The sequence below is a fragment of the Evansella tamaricis genome, assembly GCF_019042215.1.
Lineage (GTDB): Bacteria > Bacillota > Bacilli > Bacillales > Salisediminibacteriaceae > Evansella > Evansella tamaricis.
The window spans coordinates 78,933-97,760 of sequence record NZ_JAHQCS010000100.1 but is presented as its reverse complement, the minus strand read 5'-3'; the positions used below and the strand labels follow the sequence as shown (position 1 = coordinate 97,760).

Annotated in this window: 22 protein-coding genes; all 22 read right to left on the bottom strand. The window is 38.9% G+C overall.

The window, feature by feature from the left end:
• Positions 1–44: 44 nt before the first annotated feature.
• The 22 genes from KS419_RS12175 to recG all read right to left on the bottom strand — a co-directional run bounded on the left by KS419_RS12175 (position 45) and on the right by recG (position 18,826).
• Complete coding sequence (locus KS419_RS12175) at positions 45–311, bottom strand: hypothetical protein (protein ID WP_217065252.1); 267 nt, start codon at positions 309–311, stop codon at positions 45–47.
• Complete coding sequence (locus KS419_RS25215) at positions 286–912, bottom strand: transposase (RefSeq protein WP_217065251.1); 627 nt, start codon at positions 910–912, stop codon at positions 286–288. Before KS419_RS25215 ends, KS419_RS12175 begins: the two co-directional genes overlap by 26 nt.
• On the bottom strand, positions 881–1,525 hold the full coding sequence (locus tag KS419_RS25210; RefSeq protein ID WP_217065250.1) for an IS91 family transposase: 645 nt from the start codon (positions 1,523–1,525) through the stop codon (positions 881–883). Before KS419_RS25210 ends, KS419_RS25215 begins: the two co-directional genes overlap by 32 nt.
• 4 nt (positions 1,526–1,529) lie before the next feature.
• Positions 1,530–2,342: a GH25 family lysozyme gene (locus tag KS419_RS12160; RefSeq protein ID WP_217066675.1), complete on the bottom strand. Its 813-nt coding sequence runs from the start codon at positions 2,340–2,342 to the stop codon at positions 1,530–1,532.
• A gap of 110 nt (positions 2,343–2,452) precedes the next feature.
• On the bottom strand, positions 2,453–2,989 hold the full coding sequence (locus KS419_RS12155) for a hypothetical protein (RefSeq protein ID WP_217066674.1): 537 nt from the start codon (positions 2,987–2,989) through the stop codon (positions 2,453–2,455).
• Between the two features lie 129 nt (positions 2,990–3,118).
• The gene (locus KS419_RS12150; RefSeq protein WP_217066673.1) at positions 3,119–3,307 is read right to left on the bottom strand and encodes a PspC domain-containing protein; all 189 of its coding nucleotides are present in this window, start codon (positions 3,305–3,307) and stop codon (positions 3,119–3,121) included.
• 27 nt (positions 3,308–3,334) lie between these two features.
• On the bottom strand, positions 3,335–3,787 hold the full coding sequence (locus tag KS419_RS12145; protein WP_217066672.1) for a GNAT family N-acetyltransferase: 453 nt from the start codon (positions 3,785–3,787) through the stop codon (positions 3,335–3,337).
• Positions 3,788–3,814: 27 nt separating this feature from the next.
• Positions 3,815–4,048: a hypothetical protein gene (locus KS419_RS12140; protein WP_217066671.1), complete on the bottom strand. Its 234-nt coding sequence runs from the start codon at positions 4,046–4,048 to the stop codon at positions 3,815–3,817.
• 282 nt (positions 4,049–4,330) lie between these two features.
• Positions 4,331–5,497 carry a hypothetical protein gene (locus KS419_RS12135; RefSeq protein ID WP_217066670.1) on the bottom strand — a complete coding sequence of 389 codons (1,167 nt, stop codon included), beginning with the start codon at positions 5,495–5,497 and terminating at the stop codon, positions 4,331–4,333.
• Positions 5,484–6,005 carry an RNA polymerase sigma factor gene (locus KS419_RS12130; protein WP_217066669.1) on the bottom strand — a complete coding sequence of 174 codons (522 nt, stop codon included), beginning with the start codon at positions 6,003–6,005 and terminating at the stop codon, positions 5,484–5,486. The genes KS419_RS12135 and KS419_RS12130 overlap by 14 nt, the downstream gene beginning before the upstream one ends.
• A gap of 279 nt (positions 6,006–6,284) precedes the next feature.
• Positions 6,285–7,256: a polysaccharide deacetylase family protein gene (locus KS419_RS12125; protein ID WP_217066668.1), complete on the bottom strand. Its 972-nt coding sequence runs from the start codon at positions 7,254–7,256 to the stop codon at positions 6,285–6,287.
• Between the two features lie 638 nt (positions 7,257–7,894).
• Positions 7,895–8,470, bottom strand: coding sequence for an ATP-dependent Clp endopeptidase proteolytic subunit ClpP (gene clpP, locus KS419_RS12120; protein ID WP_217066667.1), 576 nt, complete (start codon positions 8,468–8,470; stop codon positions 7,895–7,897).
• 21 nt (positions 8,471–8,491) lie between these two features.
• Positions 8,492–9,196 (bottom strand): sigma-70 family RNA polymerase sigma factor, encoded by a 705-nt coding sequence (locus KS419_RS12115; RefSeq protein ID WP_217066666.1) that lies wholly within the window; start codon positions 9,194–9,196, stop codon positions 8,492–8,494.
• Positions 9,197–9,408: 212 nt separating this feature from the next.
• Positions 9,409–10,128 carry a YebC/PmpR family DNA-binding transcriptional regulator gene (locus tag KS419_RS12110; protein WP_217066665.1) on the bottom strand — a complete coding sequence of 240 codons (720 nt, stop codon included), beginning with the start codon at positions 10,126–10,128 and terminating at the stop codon, positions 9,409–9,411.
• A 739-nt stretch (positions 10,129–10,867) separates the two neighbouring features.
• Positions 10,868–11,731, bottom strand: coding sequence for a nitroreductase family protein (locus KS419_RS12105; RefSeq protein ID WP_246593852.1), 864 nt, complete (start codon positions 11,729–11,731; stop codon positions 10,868–10,870).
• A 156-nt stretch (positions 11,732–11,887) separates the two neighbouring features.
• Positions 11,888–12,658, bottom strand: coding sequence for a ribonuclease III (gene rnc / locus KS419_RS12100; protein WP_380086912.1), 771 nt, complete (start codon positions 12,656–12,658; stop codon positions 11,888–11,890).
• Positions 12,659–13,102: 444 nt separating this feature from the next.
• The gene (gene acpP, locus KS419_RS12095) at positions 13,103–13,336 is read right to left on the bottom strand and encodes an acyl carrier protein (protein ID WP_217066663.1); all 234 of its coding nucleotides are present in this window, start codon (positions 13,334–13,336) and stop codon (positions 13,103–13,105) included.
• A gap of 71 nt (positions 13,337–13,407) precedes the next feature.
• Positions 13,408–14,145 (bottom strand): 3-oxoacyl-[acyl-carrier-protein] reductase, encoded by a 738-nt coding sequence (fabG, locus tag KS419_RS12090; RefSeq protein WP_217066662.1) that lies wholly within the window; start codon positions 14,143–14,145, stop codon positions 13,408–13,410.
• Between the two features lie 14 nt (positions 14,146–14,159).
• Positions 14,160–15,098 (bottom strand): ACP S-malonyltransferase, encoded by a 939-nt coding sequence (fabD, locus tag KS419_RS12085; protein ID WP_217066661.1) that lies wholly within the window; start codon positions 15,096–15,098, stop codon positions 14,160–14,162.
• A gap of 6 nt (positions 15,099–15,104) precedes the next feature.
• Positions 15,105–16,103: a phosphate acyltransferase PlsX gene (gene plsX / locus KS419_RS12080; RefSeq protein ID WP_217066660.1), complete on the bottom strand. Its 999-nt coding sequence runs from the start codon at positions 16,101–16,103 to the stop codon at positions 15,105–15,107.
• A 19-nt stretch (positions 16,104–16,122) separates the two neighbouring features.
• Positions 16,123–16,677 carry a transcription factor FapR gene (fapR, locus tag KS419_RS12075; protein WP_217066659.1) on the bottom strand — a complete coding sequence of 185 codons (555 nt, stop codon included), beginning with the start codon at positions 16,675–16,677 and terminating at the stop codon, positions 16,123–16,125.
• A 115-nt stretch (positions 16,678–16,792) separates the two neighbouring features.
• Positions 16,793–18,826: an ATP-dependent DNA helicase RecG gene (recG, locus tag KS419_RS12070; RefSeq protein WP_217066658.1), complete on the bottom strand. Its 2,034-nt coding sequence runs from the start codon at positions 18,824–18,826 to the stop codon at positions 16,793–16,795.
• Between the last annotated feature and the right edge of the window lie 2 nt (positions 18,827–18,828).

The following is an 18,828-nucleotide window of genomic DNA, read 5'->3' as shown; positions in this document are numbered from 1 at the left end:
GAACAAAATCGCTAACGCGACTTTCGCACGTCCCAAGTTAAGTACTATTTACTTGGGACGTCACTCGCTTCATGCATAGTTCCACTACAATAAGGACATTCAATTTCAACTTTCTCTCCTTCTTTTAAATCAACAGAGAAATCACCTACTACAAAATCAGGTACTTCATCTGTCTTTTTACAATCTAAACACTTAAAAATAATCACATCATCTTCTTGATCTTCATGTAATCCAAACGGGTCTTCCCCTTCTTCAAGCCATCTCAAAAAAGGGTCATTTATCGTATTATCCTGCTCTTTTTTTGATGACATCTTCTTCCCTCCTAAATTTAATACACTTCACCCCTTGCATATAATGAAAAATAAATCCATGATCCGCATGCCAAATTTCTGTTAAATCCATCTCGCGATGGCAATGAGGACATATAAAAGGATCTCTTTCAAACGCATCAATCATTCTTTGGCGATAGGTTTTCTTTCTTTTCTTCTTTTCTACCAACAAAGAGAGCTGACGAGTTCTTACATAAGCATAAAGTGATAGGATTTGATTCGTTTTCTTATGTGATTTTCTGCTATACAACCCAAAACGCCCAACCATTCGAAAATGCTTGGGAGGAATATGTTGTAGTAACTCAAAAAGAAATCGAAAAATAGGCCATGCCACATTTACCTTCTTACCAGTTTGATGATCTTCATACCAAAATCGAATCGTTTCTCCATCATAAGATTCAATTCTATACTCTGCAATTGCTGGTCTAGCAAGGTATCTACCTATATACTTAGCCGCGCCTTTTGCATTTTTCATTTTCTTTTCTGCGTTAACATAAAACCCTTTAGGATAGCGTTTATATAAATCATTTACTAGTGTATGGACCTTAGGATTAGTTGGGAACCACTCTTTTATTGCATCCATTACTACCTTTTGCCATGATTTTTCTTAGGTACTCATAAGGGATGAATTCACTCGGAACCCATTCTTTATTTTTATCAAGAGCGCCTTCTGTTACTAAGGCATGTATATGAGGATTCCATTTTAAATCTCGTCCAAATGTATGAATGACGGTTATAATACCCACTTTTAAGTCGCGTTTCTTACTTTTTCTTTGATAGTAAAAATGAAAGACTTCTGCCACTTGTTTACTCAATTCATTTAACTTTTTACGATCTAAAAAAAATACTGATCTTATCTCCTTCGGAATCGTAAACACCATATGACGATGTGGAACATCAAAAATCATTTCTTCTTGTTTATCTGACCAATCATCGGTATATTTTTTACCACATCTATGACAGAATCGACTTTTGCACGTAAAACCTACGAAGACTGGTTTAGGTTCTCCTTCACATCCTAAACATTCATATTTCGCAAAACCAATGTCAGTTGTGCCACACTTTATTGCTTTTTCAACGGCCTCCTGAACATCACCTTGATACTCTTTAGGGAAGCGATCATGATGAAGTCTCCAAAAACCATCGAAGTGATCCTTAAGTATCTTTTTTATCACTCCGCTACCGTGCTTTACCATGACTTCACCTCCCATAACAATATTTTAAACTAAAACTTATCCACAGTTCGAGAATTTTATAATTTCCTAAACAATTAAAAAATTCTTCTTCACTCCCGAAGAATACATTCACATCAATAAATTTTTCTACCCCATCATAGCCCTTTAGACGCTCTCTGTCGGTATATTGCCAAAAAGTCCAATCCCTTTGGTTGGGCAAGGTTGGTTCCGTAAATACATCACGAATCCAAATATCACAGTCTTCATAACCATCTTTGATAAATAGGTCGTATGCTTTTTTCGTTGTATAAATAATAACTGTCTTTTCATAATGATTTTCTAACATTTCCACCATCGTTTGCAATTCCTTGTCCACTAGACGCCGTTCTGGAGGATTTTTTTCTTTGTCACCATAAAACTCCACGTCGATAACTGGCGGTAAATCAAGTGGATTTTTAGGAACGGTTTTTATGAAATTTTCAGCCTGTGTATCACCTCCACTGTCATAACTGAAAAAATGGTAGGCACCAATACGCATCTTGGTTTTCTGTGCATTTTCCCAGTTAAAAGGAAAGTACCGATCCACAAATGAACTTCCCTCCGTGGCTTTAATAAAGGCAAAGTCAATTCCTTCTTCCTGAAGGATTTCCCAATCAATGTCTCCTTGGTAAGAAGAAACATCCACCCCTTTCACAGGATATTGATTTGCCTTTGTCTCATTAGGTATAAAAATGCCCTGATGCCATAATAGCAACACTAATAACAGGGAAATTACACTAAGGGAAAGAAAAATAAAAACTAGTTTTTTCCGAAAAGTTATTAGATTAATATTTGTCATTTTGAGCTCACCATTCCTATTTTAATTTGCTCTGTTACATGTTTTTGTAGATTTTTGCTTCTCCCGGTTTATCTCGGATGCCGCTCTATCAATTCTTTTAACGATCACTTTTAATCCTCAAAATACTCCCAAAGAACATCATTACTAGTAATAAGATATTCAATCGTTTGTAAGTGATTCGTATCGTTTAGTATCTCGTAGTGATCAATATAATCCTCATCTACATAAAAGGTGAAATGGTTTCTCGTTGTAATTTGTATACGGTACTCTCTTTCGTAAAATCGTAAAACATCATCACGTTTTAACTCCATATCTTTAAAATCATCCAATATCGTTTGGATTATTTTCTTATCATAGATGGATGCTACGGCTGTAGCCTGTGGAGTTTCCTTTGATACATCATATGTCCAGATGGTCATGCTCCAATAGGTAGATTCGTCGTCAATTTGATTTGCTGCTAAATTTTCGAACGTAATGAACTGACTCCTATATTCCATATAAACAACAAGGAAAGACAGGAGAAGTACTGAAATGAATGAAATAAGAACTGCTTTTTTCAGTTTGAAAAACAGTAATAACAAAATAATTAGTAATAGAAATAACATAAAACATAGAACTAGATTTACTGTATTGAAATAAAAGTCCATATGTTCCTCCAGTTAAAATATGGTATAACCAATTAAAGTAGTTAACTCCTGTTGTTTTTGTCTTTTTGAGGTAAACCTAGTCTTACTCATCCACTTGGGAGCTCCTATATTACTTTACACCTAGTGATACTATAAAGAGGGAGGAGAATCTGGAAGACTATTGACTAGAATTATGTAGACGATAATAGATACAGGCATTGTCACTAAAAATATTAGTCTGATGCTAAGAGAAGAAATGCCAAAAAACTCAGCAATACCTCCACAAACCCCATACAATGATTTCTCCTTGGATGATTTTTTCAATTGATTTTTTTTCATTTCTATCCCTTCCTAAAATCTCGTTTTTCAAAATGCTTGCCTTAAACGAATCAGGTCCCTGCATTGTATTCCATTTTCAAATATTTCTTCTTTGTAATTGTCTTTAAAAAAGTCAGGAATCACACCTATAATGCGGAACCCATTTTTTTGATAAAATGCCAACTGGTCGATACTGGAATTTCCAGTACAAACTTCAATCGCTTTATAACCACGGTCTTTGACGGTTTTTATTGCATATATCAGAAGTTTTTTCCCAACTCCAATTCCCTGGAACGCCTCCACAACAGCAATATTTGCAATTTCCATTATATCATGCGATGTTTTTATTAGGACAATCACACCAATTACATGATCCTGATCCTCTATTATAAATACCTCTCCTATAGTACAGTATTTTTCTATACGTTCTTGTGATGGATCCGCTAATAATAATAGATCCATAGGGAGGGATTCCTGTTTTTTTAATGGCCTAATTTTCATGCATGATGTCCCCCTAGACTTTTAAACTTATTCTTGATCTTTGATGTCCATCATCGTTCTAATTTGATATTGAACTACTTCCTTTGTTTCCTTAACGACCAGTCTCAAAGCTATAGCATTCAGTACGGAGAAGGACAAGATAGTAAATAACATGGCAGAAAATTCTCCATTAAATAATCTGCTAATAATGATGATTACTAATATAACAGCAACGATGAATAATAGGTTTGAAAGTTTACGTACACCATTAAAGTCTGGCATGATTTGATTTCCTTCTTTCTAATAATAAATGTAATTGTTGAATTCATCATGGAATTCAATAGGTTAATTTTAACAGTGAAATAAAAAACCGTAAAACAAAACTTTCACAAAATCGTGCGGGACCAGGTCCCGCACGATTTTGTGAACAGTTAATTATTTATTGACTTCTTTTCTAACTAATATATAAATTACCATTGTTAATATAGAGACCCATAAGATTAATAACACCACATTACCTAATTGAAACTCCACTTCAAATACAATTTTACACCTTTCCTACTATTACGGAATGGAATCCTCAACTGGTTCTTCAAATTCCATAGCTTCTGTTATGTGAATCATTTCTTCCCCAAAATAGTGATGGACTATTTGGGCATTCTCCTCAGTATATGGTTTAATTCCCAACTGCACTTTGTTTTCCCGTTGGTTTATAAAAATATCCTGTACTTCAAAACCGTATGATTCAAACATATTCTCATCCATCATTTGTTCCGCCAGTTCCTCCTGTTTTTTGGAGAGTTCTTCATTGGTGTAGCGGGATATAATAAACTCCACGGGAACTTTCCCATCCACAATTTCCAGAATGTCTTCTTTCCAATCCTCATGAATCGCTTCTGTCATAGCAACCACCATAACCCATCTGCCAAGTTCCTCATCCCAATCATAATCAGTATTCGAATAAATGTCCGTTTCAGGACCTAGTTTACGAAGTAAATAGTTTTGAACCATCATCGTCAATTGAAACATTGCAGGTCCCCTGTTCTCCCATTGGTCCAGTTGATCGGAATTAGACACTACTAACTCAAATGACTCTTCCAGTCCAGCCCACTTCACCGTAACCTCAATGACCTGATCTTTATTAATATTATTACGACCACCGCTCCCGCCTCCAGAAGAAGCAAACTCTTTTTTTCTAAGTTCACCATCGGAAATCGATCGGGTCATGGAACCTCCACTCGCATCTTGTGACCAGTTGATTTCGATAAAATCAATACTCTCCAAATCAACTAGCTCTCCTTTATAAGTAACCACGATCTGATAGGAATGATTACCTAAGTGCTGTGGTACCCCAGCTTCATTTCTCCACACTGTCTCCTCACCATAATAGTAATATTCTCCATACCAATGTTCACTTTCCCCTTCAAAAAGAAATTCATAAACGGTAGCTTCCTCCTCTATAGGTAAACCAGTTCCTTCGTCTCCACGATGATCTGATTCCCCTAAAAACATCGTTGCCCCATAAACAAACAGTAAAAGGGCTGCAACGGCAGCGAAACCGCCAAGACCATGAATATATTTTTGAGAAAATGACCGCTCTTCCTTATTGGCTGATGACGTTGCCGACATGATTGTTTCATGCACTTTATATTTCTTATGTTCTTCAAGAGGTGGTTTTGGCATCGACTTTAATTCCTTATCCAATTCATCCAGATGATCATGCTTCTTCACGATATATTCCTCCCCCTAACTCTCTTTTTAAAGCATCCTTTGCACGGAAATAAGTTAATCGTACTTTATTTTCACTCCAGTTTAATGCGGATGCCGTTTCCTTTACGGATAATTCTTGTATACCTTTTAAAATCATCACATCACGGTAATTTCCTTTTAATTTTCGAATACCATGGTAAATCTGTCTTTTCCTTTCGTTCCACTGAAGTATTTCCTCCGGAGTTTCTTCAGACCGGATGTCATGTTTCGGTTCAAAGGAAATCATTTTTTGCCATATCCGTTTCTTGTTGCTCCTGTACTCATCTAGTGCAAGGTTTCTTGCTATACTTAATAGCCATGTCTTTGGACTGGCATCCCCGTTATAAGAATCCATCCCTTTCCATGCCCGAATAAATACTTCCTGCATAAGGTCTTCCGCTTCCCGAAACCCAATTCTGTAAATCAGGAAATGATACACGTCATCACTGTATTTATGGAACCATTCAGATAGTTGTTTTGTATCTGCCATTACCTCTCCCCCATTAGATGCATCTGATGAATTAGACGAATTGTATAAAAAAATATTTCACACAAAAAAAAGAATCAATTTTTGATTCTTTTCCAACTCTAGTATTCCTAAAAGTTTAACATATAAGAAATGAAGCTAGTACATATCGAAGCGAATGAATGGGGATCATTTCCTTCGAATTTTTCATGGGTGAAATCACTTGTTCCATTCTTTTCTAAAATTTATCATCACCACAGTAAAATAGCAGGTTTCTTTTACTTTCATTTTTATCCCTTTTCCTTAAAAATGATGCGGGAGGAGACTTTCATCCAATCCCTTCAAGTTATATCCTTCCTTGTGGAGGTTATCCAATAACTCCTGTAAATAATCAGCTGTCGTTTGTCTATCATGTAACAAAATAATAATAGGTTTGTTTGCCTCATGAACCTTTCTGATATCCTTCATGACTTTTCTAACATATTCTCCGTTCGTATATTTCCAGTCTTCACTGTCTACCGTCCAGTCCCACCTCAGAAACCCTGCATCAAATAGCACCTTCTTTTGGCTGGAGGTTAAATGGGGGGTAGAGCCATAAGGTGTCCTTATTAGATTCGTTGTTATACCCGTCAGTTCAACCAATGTATCCTGTGTTTGTTTCATCTCCAAAAGTGGTGACTGATCGGATTTGTAAAACTTCCTTTTGTCATGTGTTACCCCATGCAGAGCAGGAACATGTCCTTCCTTTATCGTTGCTTTTAATTGATTAGGAAACTTTCGCATATTAGGTTCTAACATAAAAAAAGTGGCTGTTGCACCGTAATCACCCAATGATTGCAAAATGGAATCAGTAGACAGGGAAGGGCCGTCATCAAAAGTAAGATATACCGTTGTTCCATTGTTCGATGGTGGTGTTAGTTGTTTCTTTTCTTCCTTATTTGTTTCAATGTCATCCTTTGCTAGGATGCTCTCCTCCTTTTCTGTTATTTTCTGTTCTGTAACTACTGTCTCCCCTTTTAAAGAATTATCAGGAACAATCTCACGTTTAGCCTGATCCTCAACTAAATCTATTATTCTTTGACTATTCATCTTTAATTCTTTCATTTCCTTCTCATATGTTATGGAAAACAAATCTGCCCCATGGATCGGTTTATCTTCCATACTCATCGCTTTTTGGTCCATAAATAGTTGGATATATACCGTGAGAACTGATAATAATACAACTATTAAACTAATCCATTTCTTACTACTTTTTCTGTTTCGTTTCTGTTTCATCTTTTTTCCCCTTCCATTCTATTTTTTCATTATATTAGTCCTATGCCAAAATGGTTTTAATCGGTGATTTTACAAAAGGACAATGTATTCTTCGAGGGCACTGAAAAAGTGGTAAATACTTTTTCAGTGCCCTCGTATTCTTCCGTAAGTTTTGTCGATTTTCAGCTGAAAAAGTTCCAATTAGAAAAGCGATAGCGCCTAAGATCACGAGCGTAGGGCGGTGGAGGAATGACAACTAGAAGTCTGCTCTTTGACTTCGGTTGTCACTTCCGAAGTGCCCCGCAGCGATTAAGAAGGAACTGAAAAAGTTTAAAACCACTTTTTCAGTTCCTTTTATTTGTATGGCAATGGCTGCGCTCGTCGCTCGCCTGATAGGAGAAAACCACTCCTATCAGGCTTTTTAAAGATTGCGACGGCTACGCTCATTGCTTAGGGACTGTAAAAGTGGAAAAGCACCACTTTTTCAGTTCCCTTGCAAGTAGGCGCTGGAGCTACAACTTGCCCGAAGGTGCAAAAACTTATGCTTTCTTACGTTAAAAAAAGACCAGACTGAAATAAGTCTGATCTGATAATTTTAAATGGACTTTTCTGTGAATAGTTGAGATCGCAGAAACTCCTTTAGAGGTTTTCTTTTGTCTTCATTCTATAATTCTATCAATAATCCCGTACTCTTTTGCTTCTGGGGCACTCATAAAGTAATCCCGGTCTGTATCGTGTACAACCTTTTTCAAATCCTGCCCGGTTTTTTCTGAAATGATTTCATTAATGTGTTTCCGGAGTTTAATAATTCTCTTGGCGGATATTTCAAGATCGGTCGCCTGACCGCGGGCACCTCCCAATGGTTGGTGTATCATAATTTCACTGTTTGGCAGGGCATACCGCTTCCCTTTCGTTCCTGCCAGCAAAAGCATGGCCCCGAATGATGCTGCCATTCCTGTACAAATTGTTGTAATATCTGGTTTTATATACTGCATCGTATCATAGATTGCAAATCCGGCAGTTGTGGAGCCACCTGGACTATTAATATATAGGGAAATATCCTTTTCAGGGTCATCCGCTGCCAAAAACAATAGTTGTGCCACAATACTATTCGCCATGTTATCATTTATTTCATTGCTGACCATGATTATACGGTCTTTCAATAACCGAGAGTATATGTCATAGGAACGCTCACCACGATTAGTCTGCTCAATAACATATGGAATTGTATTCATATATCCACCTCATCATTTATTTTATGCTGCCCTTAAGAGGTAGTTGGAAGCGTGTTGGCAGGTAAACGAAGCCTTGTCTGAATAAATTTGTTTCATTCCTTTTGTATTAATCATTTTTGGAATTAGCTTTATTAAGCGGGAAGGATCTTCTGACCTTAATGCCTCAACAAGAACCACACTGAATTCATCGGGATAAGTATATTGTTCATAATTAAAATGGTGAACTGATGTTTTAGAATGCGTTGATTCTTCTCTTAATTTTGATCTCGATCGCAGAAGCAAACCTTTTACAGCTGACTCTTTCATCTCTAAAAAATCTGCAATTTCACTGATTTTAAATTGAAATGCCTCTTTTAAGACGAAAGCAAACAGTTGTTTTCGAGTTAACTTCTCGATTAATTCATCTGCCATTTCAATTAGGTGCTCTTTTGTGGAGGATTTCCTAGCTAACGGCTCTGGTACCTCTTCTAAGGTTTCATTCTTTTGCTTTCTGACCTTATCAATCCAAGTATTATGGGCGATCCGTTTTAACAATGTTTGATTGATTGCATTACCCTCATAATTCTTCATCGCCTTAAAAAAGCATTCCTGAGCCAGGTCTTCACCATCCCATTTATTGCCTGATAAGGCATAACAATAGCCTTTCACCTTGGCATACATATTTACTAATTCATTGTCCTTTTCCCATTTAGGTTCTTTTTTTAAATTAGCAGACTTCAAAACCATTCCAATCACTCCTTTTTACCTCTCCTTATAAGAACGTATAAACGAATCAAAAAGATATGGGGTCAAAAAAATATTTTATGAATCAGTTTCTTTATAAGATTGATGAAATACATCACAATTACACAGTCTTAGTTAAACAAATGTTTAATGGAATAAAAAACCGACTTGCATCAAAAGGCAGTCGGCCTTTCCAAGGATAAATTATATGGTGATTATACCCCTAAATCCACGTTATGATAAACTTGTTGAACGTCTTCTAAGTCTTCAATAGCATCAACCATTTTTTCAAACTGAGCTTGTGCTTCTGGGTCTAAGGAGATATCGTTCTGAGCTAGCATCGAGATTTCTGCAACAGTAAATTCCGTTATTCCTGCTGATTTAAATGCTTCTTGAACAGCATGGAACTGATCCGGTTCAGCATAAACTATCACCGCGTCATCCTCTTCAAGAATGTCCCTGGCATCCACATCTGCCTCCATTAGAATCTCTAACACTTCATCAGCCGTTTTCCCTTCCAAACCAATTACTGCAGTTTCATCAAACATATAGGAAACGGACCCACTGACTCCCATATTTCCTCCGTTTTTACCAAAAGCCGCTCGAACATCAGATGCGGTACGATTCACATTGTTAGTAAGTGTATCCACAATAACCATTGAACCACTTGGACCAAATCCTTCATAACGTAGTTCATCGTAATTTTCTTCGGAACCACCTTTTGCCTTTTCAATGGCACGGTCAATAATATGTTTTGGTACATTATATGTTTTTGCCCGCTCAAGTACAAATTTCAATGATTGGTTCAATTCAGGATCTGGTTCACCCTGTCTTGCTGCCACATAAATTTCACGACCAAATTTTGCATATATACGGCTCGTATTTTTATCTTTTGCAGCTTTCTTTTCTTTAATATTATTCCATTTACGTCCCATTACGTTCCACTCTCTTTCCCCTGTAAGTCATACAATATTTTGGCTCTTTTCGCATAGATTGTTTTTTAAAATCAAAATTTTTGCTTGGATACACTACAGGCGGACGCTTCCACACAAGGTACAAGTGCGACATCTGCTCATTCTTCGCAGTGTCTTCTTGGCCGCCGGGCACGGCCTCAGCCTCCTCGACGAAAACCGTGTCTGCGGGGTCTTCATCTCGCGCTGTTCCCGCTGGAAAGAGCGTAACTTCTCTGTAAATACGTCGATTTGTCTCGACGGATATGCTCCAGCGAAATGCTCGCAGAGGAAGAGACAGTCATGCCGCCTTAAACTTCTCCAAGCTTTTCTCAAAAAGCAACAAAGTTTACGAAAAGAGCACCTCAAGATTAATTCTATTTCGTTAAAAAGGTGTTATGTATTCCTTTGCTAATTATACCTTAATAAACTGGAGTATTCGAGGAAATTTCGTAAAAAAGCCATTTCTTCGTAGAAACAAATACTGGCTCTCCCGTAATGGAAGAGCCAGCACTGTCAAGCCCACAAGGTATATTAGAACCTGCTCGGGTTGAGGTTGTGGAGGTACGAGAAGCTAATTAAGTTTAACTGTAACTGACGGACTAATCGTCTAACATATGGAAGTAGTGATACAATAAACTTGATTATACTTAGCATTCTTATCGCCTCCTGAGAAGTAGTGTACTCCAAATACAGACTTTTTATCAAAGTATTTAAAACACCTTCACCGCTTACACTTCCAACTGAATAAATACTCCGTTTGTTCCGTTGGTAAAGTAAGATTAGGGTCTTCTTGAACCCAATACCCGTCTATCCCTATTTCACTGCAGGCTAAGTGAAATTGGCACATGGCAATTCCCATATCTAACAACTGCATATCATAGCCAAAAGAACTACTATAATTTGGTGTATGTTCAATGTAAAAGTGACAGGCGGTTTTATCTTTGGATAAGACGAGTCGCCATGGCTGCTTGTTGGATGCAGACGGTCCAATTCTCACCATTTCGATGGGAATTTCTAATTTTTCTGCGGTGTTTCTCTCTAAAGTCATCTCAAATGTGTGATGAAAAAAAAGCTTTTCCCACGACTTCTTATTATCCGCTCTTACTACTTTACGAAGTGTTTTATCAAACAGACGCTGTTTTATTCTTGGATAGCCTATTGGTGATATACCGGGGATGAAATTACCGTCCCCTATAACGAGTTCTTTTTGAAAGGATTTTCGACTGAACGTCCCACCCATCCAACAATTTCCAATCCCAAATTTCTCTAATTGTAGAAGCAGCTTTTGAAATACATAAGCAAAGTCAATCAGCGGGTAAGTTTTATTTTCTGTGATACCTACTAAATATGCTTGAGGATTTTTTATGAAACCGTATGTTCCTAATTTAATTCCTTTATCAGTCACATTATTAATAACTGGAATATATTCTATCCTGCTTTTATTACCAAAAGGGCCTATTAAGTTTGATTCATTGTTTATGTACTCCTTAATATACTGATGGTGAACGTCTTCTATGGGAGTGGTTTCAAATGTTCTTACAGAATAACGCTTACTCATAATATCAATGCTAGATTGGTTTTCCATCAACATAGTCTCCTTGTCCAATAAAAATACCAAAGTCTTACGATAAAGGTTAACCGTGTCCGTTATACAAAATAATGCCAGGAGAAGAATTGGCTGGACAAATACAATTAGTCCACTCAGATCTTTACACTCCTGACATAAGGTCGATGGATTTAATTAGTCTTCATCGGAAAGTTTTTCTAATGCTTTTTGAGCAGCCATTTGTTCTGCTTCTTTCTTCGACTTCCCTGTCCCTTTACCTAATTGATTCGTTTCTAGCCACACTTCAGAAACGAACTCTCGACAATGGGCAGGGCCTTTTTCTTGGACAATTTTGTACTGGATATTCCCTTGACCTTCCCGTTGAATTAACTCCTGTAACTGGCTCTTATAGTCCATCATATGGGAGAAGGCTCCATCAGCAATTTGTGGATAAACATACTCCTCCAAAAACTTATAAACCGCGTCCATTCCAACATCCAGATAAAGTGCCCCTACAAATGATTCAAAAACATCAGCCAGTAATGCAGGGCGCTTTCTTCCACCTGTCATCTCTTCCCCTTTTCCAAGCAAAACATGGTCACCAAAGTTAAGTTCATCAGCTATTTTTGCTAAAGATGGCTCACATACGATGGCAGCTCTGAGTTTGGTCATCTCCCCTTCACTCATGTTCTCATAGTTCTTAAACAAGTATTGTGAGATGGCCAATTCCAAAACCGCATCTCCTAAAAACTCGAGCCTCTCATTATCATCGTGTGGACGAATCCGATGTTCATTCACGTAAGATGAATGAGTAAATGCTTGAATAAAAAGGTCTTCATTTTGGTACTCAATATGGATGGACTCTAAAAACTGAATATATTTCACTTTTTGTGCTTTTGTTAATTGCATCTTTTTCGGGGTGCGTTGCTTTATTCCCCTTCTTTGGATTTTGCGTGATTGTTGCATGAGAACCCCCATCGTTTCTCTCTCAGATTATAATTTGGAAAGGAGGCTGGGATAAAAGTGTATTAATCAATGAAAAATCCGAACAGTATGTTGATAGTTAATACAATCATTAGTTACGGAAATATACTTCCCTTTTACCACAGGCACAAGTGCGACATCCGTTCTTGCTTCACTTCGTTCGCAGTCACGGTGTCTTCTTTGCCGCGGGCGGCTGGTGAGCCTCCTCGTGCATACGCACTGTGGGGTCTCACCCTTGCCTTTAATCCCGCAGGAACGAGCGTCTACTTCCTTGCTAATGCTTCGAGTTGTCTCGACGGATACACTTCGTCAGCATTAGCTTTTAGAGGAAGAGACAGTACGCTCGTTTATTTCCTTCGCTATGGTTGTGTGTTGTCGGATTTTCAATTAAACACTTTAGTTTATGTCCCCAGCCTCTTTTAAAAACTATTGATGACGCTCTATGTATTCGATAACGTCACCTACAGTTGAGATCTTTTCAGCATCTTCATCGGAAATTTCTAAGTCGAACTCATCTTCTAGTTCCATAACAAGTTCAACAACATCCAAGGAGTCTGCACCTAAGTCGTCTTTAAACGTCGCTTCCGGTTTTACTTCTGCCACGTCCACACCAAGACGGTCTGTAACGATTTTTGCAATACGATCAATGACTGCTGACATACGCTCACCTCCTCTCAGTAATTATAGGACAAACTGTCAAAAAAAACTAGTTCGTTTTAAGTTTCTACAATTTACATGACCATTCCGCCATCCACATGAAGGGTTTGTCCTGTCATATAGGACGATGCTTCACTTGTTAAAAAGGTGACGACCGAAGCAATTTGTTCTGGAGATCCCAGTTTTCCAAGTGGAATTTGCTTGAGCATTTCTTGAGTCAGTTCCTCACCTAGTTTCTCTGTCATATCTGTTTCAATAAACCCGGGGGCAATAGCATTCACATGGATGTTACGATTTGCCAGTTCCCTTGCCATTGATTTGGTTAAGCCAATCACCCCAGCTTTACTTGCCACATAATTTGCCTGGCCCGCATTCCCAAGTACACCAACAACAGAAGATATATTGATGATTCGACCGTATCGCTGTTTCATCATTGGTCGGGTAACAGCTTTAGAACAATTGAATACACCTTTTAAGTTCGTATCGATGACTGCATCAAAGTCCTCTTCTTTCATTCTCATAACAAGATTATCTTTAGTAATTCCAGCATTATTAACAAGAATTTCCAGTGATCCGAATTCATCAATAACCGTTTTAACCATTGTTCCCACAGCATCCGAATCGGCCACATTGGCTTGTATCGCCATAGATTTTACACCGTGGTTGCGACATTCTTCGGCTACTGCCTCCGCTTTGTCTTTACTCCCAGAGTAATTAACAGCCACATTGACACCTTGTTTTGCCAAGGCAAGACATATGGATCTACCAATACCACGGGATCCCCCAGTTATAAGTGCGTTTTGTCCTTGCACGTTTCCATCACTCCTTACCCTTTAATCGTTGTGATTGCCTTTTCTAATGTTTCTTCATCATATACTGGTAATACTGTTGCACGGCGGTTCACCTTCTTGACCAGTCCACTTAATACTTTTCCTGGACCTAATTCAATAAACGTTTCAACCCCTTCGTTAACAAGTGTACGAACGGTATCTTCCCACAGAACTGGAGAGTAAATTTGTTCATATAGTAATTGGCGGATTGTTTCCGGATCTGTTACCTTTTCCCCAGTGACATTTGCAATCACCGGGATGCGAGGTGTTGAAATGGTCACCGTTTGTAAATGAGCTTTCATTTTGTCTGCAGCTGGCTGCATTAAAGAGGAATGAAATGGTCCACTGACAGACAGGGGAATGACTCGCTTTGCCCCCCGTTCTCTGGCTAGTTCAGACGCAGCCTGGACTCCCTCCACTGTACCAGATATTACGATTTGACCAGGACAGTTAAAATTAGCAGGCTGAACAGCTCCGGCAGACTCTGATGCTTCTTTCGTTACCTGAACTAGTTCATCCCTCTCCATCCCTAGGATGGCTGCCATTGTACCTTGACCAACTGGAACCGCCTCTTCCATCCATTGGCCTCGTTTTCTTACGGCAAGACACGCTTCCAAAAAAGTTAAGGCTCCACTTGCCACTAAGGCTGAATATTCCCCTAAGCTATGTCCTGACGCGTAATCCGCATCCACACCTTTTTCCTTTAATACTTCCCAAATGGCGATACTTGTTGTCAAAAGAGCAGGCTGTGTATTTTCTGTCCGCTTTAATGTTTCTTCGTCTCCTGCGAAAATAAGGTCTGATAAAGATTCCCCTAAAACCTTATCCCCTTCCTCAAAGATCTTTTTACAAACTTCATATTTTTCGGCTAATTCTTTCCCCATTCCAACCTGCTGTGAACCTTGTCCTGGAAAAAGTAACGCAATTTTCCCCATTCGTTATTACTCCTTTTCCGAGAGATTTTCTTGCAGCTCCTGCTGTATCGTCTCTACCACTTTTTCATCGTACATGGTTTTGGCCTGTCTGATTGCATTAAAGAATGCCCGTTCGTCCGAAGATCCATGGGCTTTTATTACAGGTGCATTTAATCCAAAAAGACCCGCACCACCATATTCGGAATAATCCATTTTGAGCTTCACCTGTTTAAAAGAGGGCTTAAGAACACCTGCAGCCAATTTATTTTTTAACGAGGAAGTGAGTTCCTTTTTTAATAATGAAAACAGGGATAAGGCTGTCCCTTCAATGGATTTCAACACCAGGTTCCCAGAAAACCCATCACACACAACCACATCCGCAACTCCCTCTAAAAGGTCCCTTGCTTCCACATTGCCCACAAATTCCATTTGACTATTTTCGAGAAGGGTGAACACTTCTTTAGTAAGTTCAGTGCCTTTTCCTGCTTCGGTTCCCACATTCAAAAGGCCGATTCTAGGCTTTGCCACTTTTCTCACTTTTTTCATATAGACGTCACCCATTAGAGCATATTGAACTAGATGAGAGGCTTTAGCATCCATATTTGCCCCCACATCCAACAGGAGAAACCCGTCCCCCCCCAATGTTGGGAGCATAGGTGATAATGCTGGACGTTCAATTCCCTTTATTCTTCCAACAATTAATAACCCTGCTGTCATGAGAGCTCCTGTATTCCCGGCAGAAATGGCTGCATCGGCCACCCCATCTTTAACCTGCTGAACAGCTAATACCATGGATGCGTCTTTCTTTCTTCGAACAGCTTTCACCGGAGAATCATCATTATCGATAATTACATCTGTATGTACTATTTCAATTCGGTCGGAAGCATTCGTAAATTTGGTGATTTCCTTTTCATTTCCAACCAATGTCACTTTTAAGTCTGGAAAAGACTCTAACGCAAGTTGGCAACCTTTAATAATACTTTCAGGGGCATTGTCTCCACCCATTGCATCGACGGCTAACTTCATACTGCGCTGCCTCCCTTTTTTATTGATCTTGACGGAACATGGAGAATTCTCCATGAAAAACGATTTCTTGGTCAACGTAACTATTTACTTCAACGATGGTTCGATCTTCTCCAATATCTGTCACATTCGCTTTGGCAACAACTCTCTCTCCAACTCTCACCCGACGTTTAAAGGAAACCTTTGCTTTCGCCGTTAAAGCTAATTCATCGTCAATGATAGCAACAGCTAAGGAGTTTGCCTGAGCGAACAAATGATGCCCACGGGCAATTCCTGTCCGGGAAAAAACATGTTCATCACGAATGTCAAGGATGGAAATGGCATGCTTGTCTAACTCTAGATCGATCACTTCTCCAATAACCTCTTCTAAGGGAAGTGCCTTCACCGTATCATATTGCTGTTGTGCAACATGTTTTATCCGTTCCCTCACTTCCGGAATATTTAATTCCAGTCGATCGAGACGAATCGTCTGAACACTAACTTCAAAAAAATCAGCAAGTGCATCGTCAGTAATAAATGGATTTTCTTTAATCTTCTCTTTCAACAGCGGTTGGCGCTGCTTTTTCGGCAATTTCATCTCATCACATCCACGCTAATATGACTAGGTACTAATAGTAGTATATAATTCGTTCCCGTTATTTTCAACCAATAATTTTCTGAGAGAATGAATCAGGAATGTACTGTTTTAGGTGTCAGTCCAATTTTTGATCTTGAAACACACCTTGCTCCTCTAATTTTTTCCGAAGTTTCTCATAATCATTCGATTTCCAAAAAGCCTCTGAATTCACGAGTTTAGCCGCATCCTGACGTGCCACTTCTAATACTCTGAAATCTTCCACAATATCTGCAACTTTAAAGTTTGGCAACCCGCTTTGTCTCGAACCGAAAAATTCACCCGGTCCCCTTAACTCTAGATCTCTTTCTGATAGCTCAAAGCCGTCATTTGTATCCGTCATAATCTGCATTCGCTCTTTTCCGACATCCGATTTAGGATCTGCCAATAGAATACAATAGGACTGTGCTTGTCCACGTCCCACCCGTCCCCTGAGCTGATGTAATTGCGCTAAGCCAAAGCGCTCCGCATCATAGATCACCATGACCGTTGCATTGGGTACGTTTACCCCAACTTCTACGACAGTGGTAGATACTAGTATGTGAACGTTGTTTTTTGCAAATTCATTCATGACACAATCCTTTTCATCAGAAGACAGCCTACCATGCATTAAGCCAACCGTAAATTCAGGAAAAACTTGTGTTAATTGGTGGTGTACATCAATAGCATTTTGGACATCCAGTTTATCAGATTCTTCAATGAGCGGACAAATGACATATGCCTGATGCCCTTTCCCAAGTTCCCTTTTTAAAAATTCAATCACTCTAGGTAACATATCATGTTTAGCCCATCTCGTATCCACCGGTTTTCTTCCCTTCGGCATTTCATTAATAATTGACACATCCATATCTCCAAAAACAGAGATGGCTAACGTTCGGGGAATCGGTGTAGCAGTCATAAATAAGACATCAGGGCGGAGTCCTTTGTTCCTTAAAATCCTTCGTTGTTCTACCCCAAATCGGTGTTGTTCATCTGTAATTACAAGGCCGAGATGATGAAAGTCTACTCCATCTTGAATTAAAGCATGAGTGCCAATCAACACATCAACACTCCCTTCCTTCAATGCTCCTAAAATCTCACGACGTTCCTTTGCCTTCGCTGAACCTGAAAGAAGTTCCACTCGTAAACCAAAAGGTTCTAACAATTCCTTTAAAGATGCCTTATGCTGTTCCGCTAAGATCTCGGTTGGAACCATGAGTGCCCCTTGAAAACCAGCTTTCGCATTTACGTAAAGGGCAATCCCCGCCACAATTGTTTTCCCGGACCCCACATCACCTTGCAACAGACGGTTCATGCGGTGATCGGCCGTTAAATCAGATAAAATCTCCTTTAAAGCCTGTTTTTGAGCACCTGTTAATTCAAAAGGGAGTTTGTCCATAAATACCAGTAAATCTTCTTTGTTAAATCTTTTTTGCTGGCCTTTTTCCCCTTGACGCTCCAGTTTACGAAACATTTGCATTTTCAGTTGAAAAAAAAGCAGTTCTTCATAGATCATTCTCCGTTTTGCCTGTTTTAACTGGACCGTATCTGTTGGAAAATGAAGTTGCTCTAATGTTTCTCTTCTGTTCAATAATCGATAGGCAGAAAGGAGCTGATGAGGGAGTATTTCACCGATCTGATCTCCAAACTGTTCAAATGCTTGACGAATATATTTTCGTAAAGTCGTTATTTTGATTGATCCCTTGACGGAGTATACGGGTTCTAGGCCACCTGTAACTTCCTGGTTCGATGTTTTCATTGTGCCACCTGAAATCATCAATCTATTTCGATCAAACTTTCCATTTATTGTTATAACATCCCCAAGATGAATTTGATTCTTTAAGTAACCCTGGTTGAAAAATATAGCTTGCACCAAGAGACCGTCCACGAGTACGCGAACGGTCAAGCGGGCTTTATTTTTCCCATAGTAACGAAGAGTAGGTTCACTATGAACCTTCCCCCTCACCGTCACTCTCTCATCATGCTGCACCTCCATGATCGGACGGATGGCATAATCTTCGTATCGAAACGGGAAATGCTCCAAAAGTTGTTCCACAGTTGAAATTCCCATCACTTCCAATTGTTCTACTGCCCGTGGTCCCACACCTTGAATATGGGAAACTGATTCCTTCATTT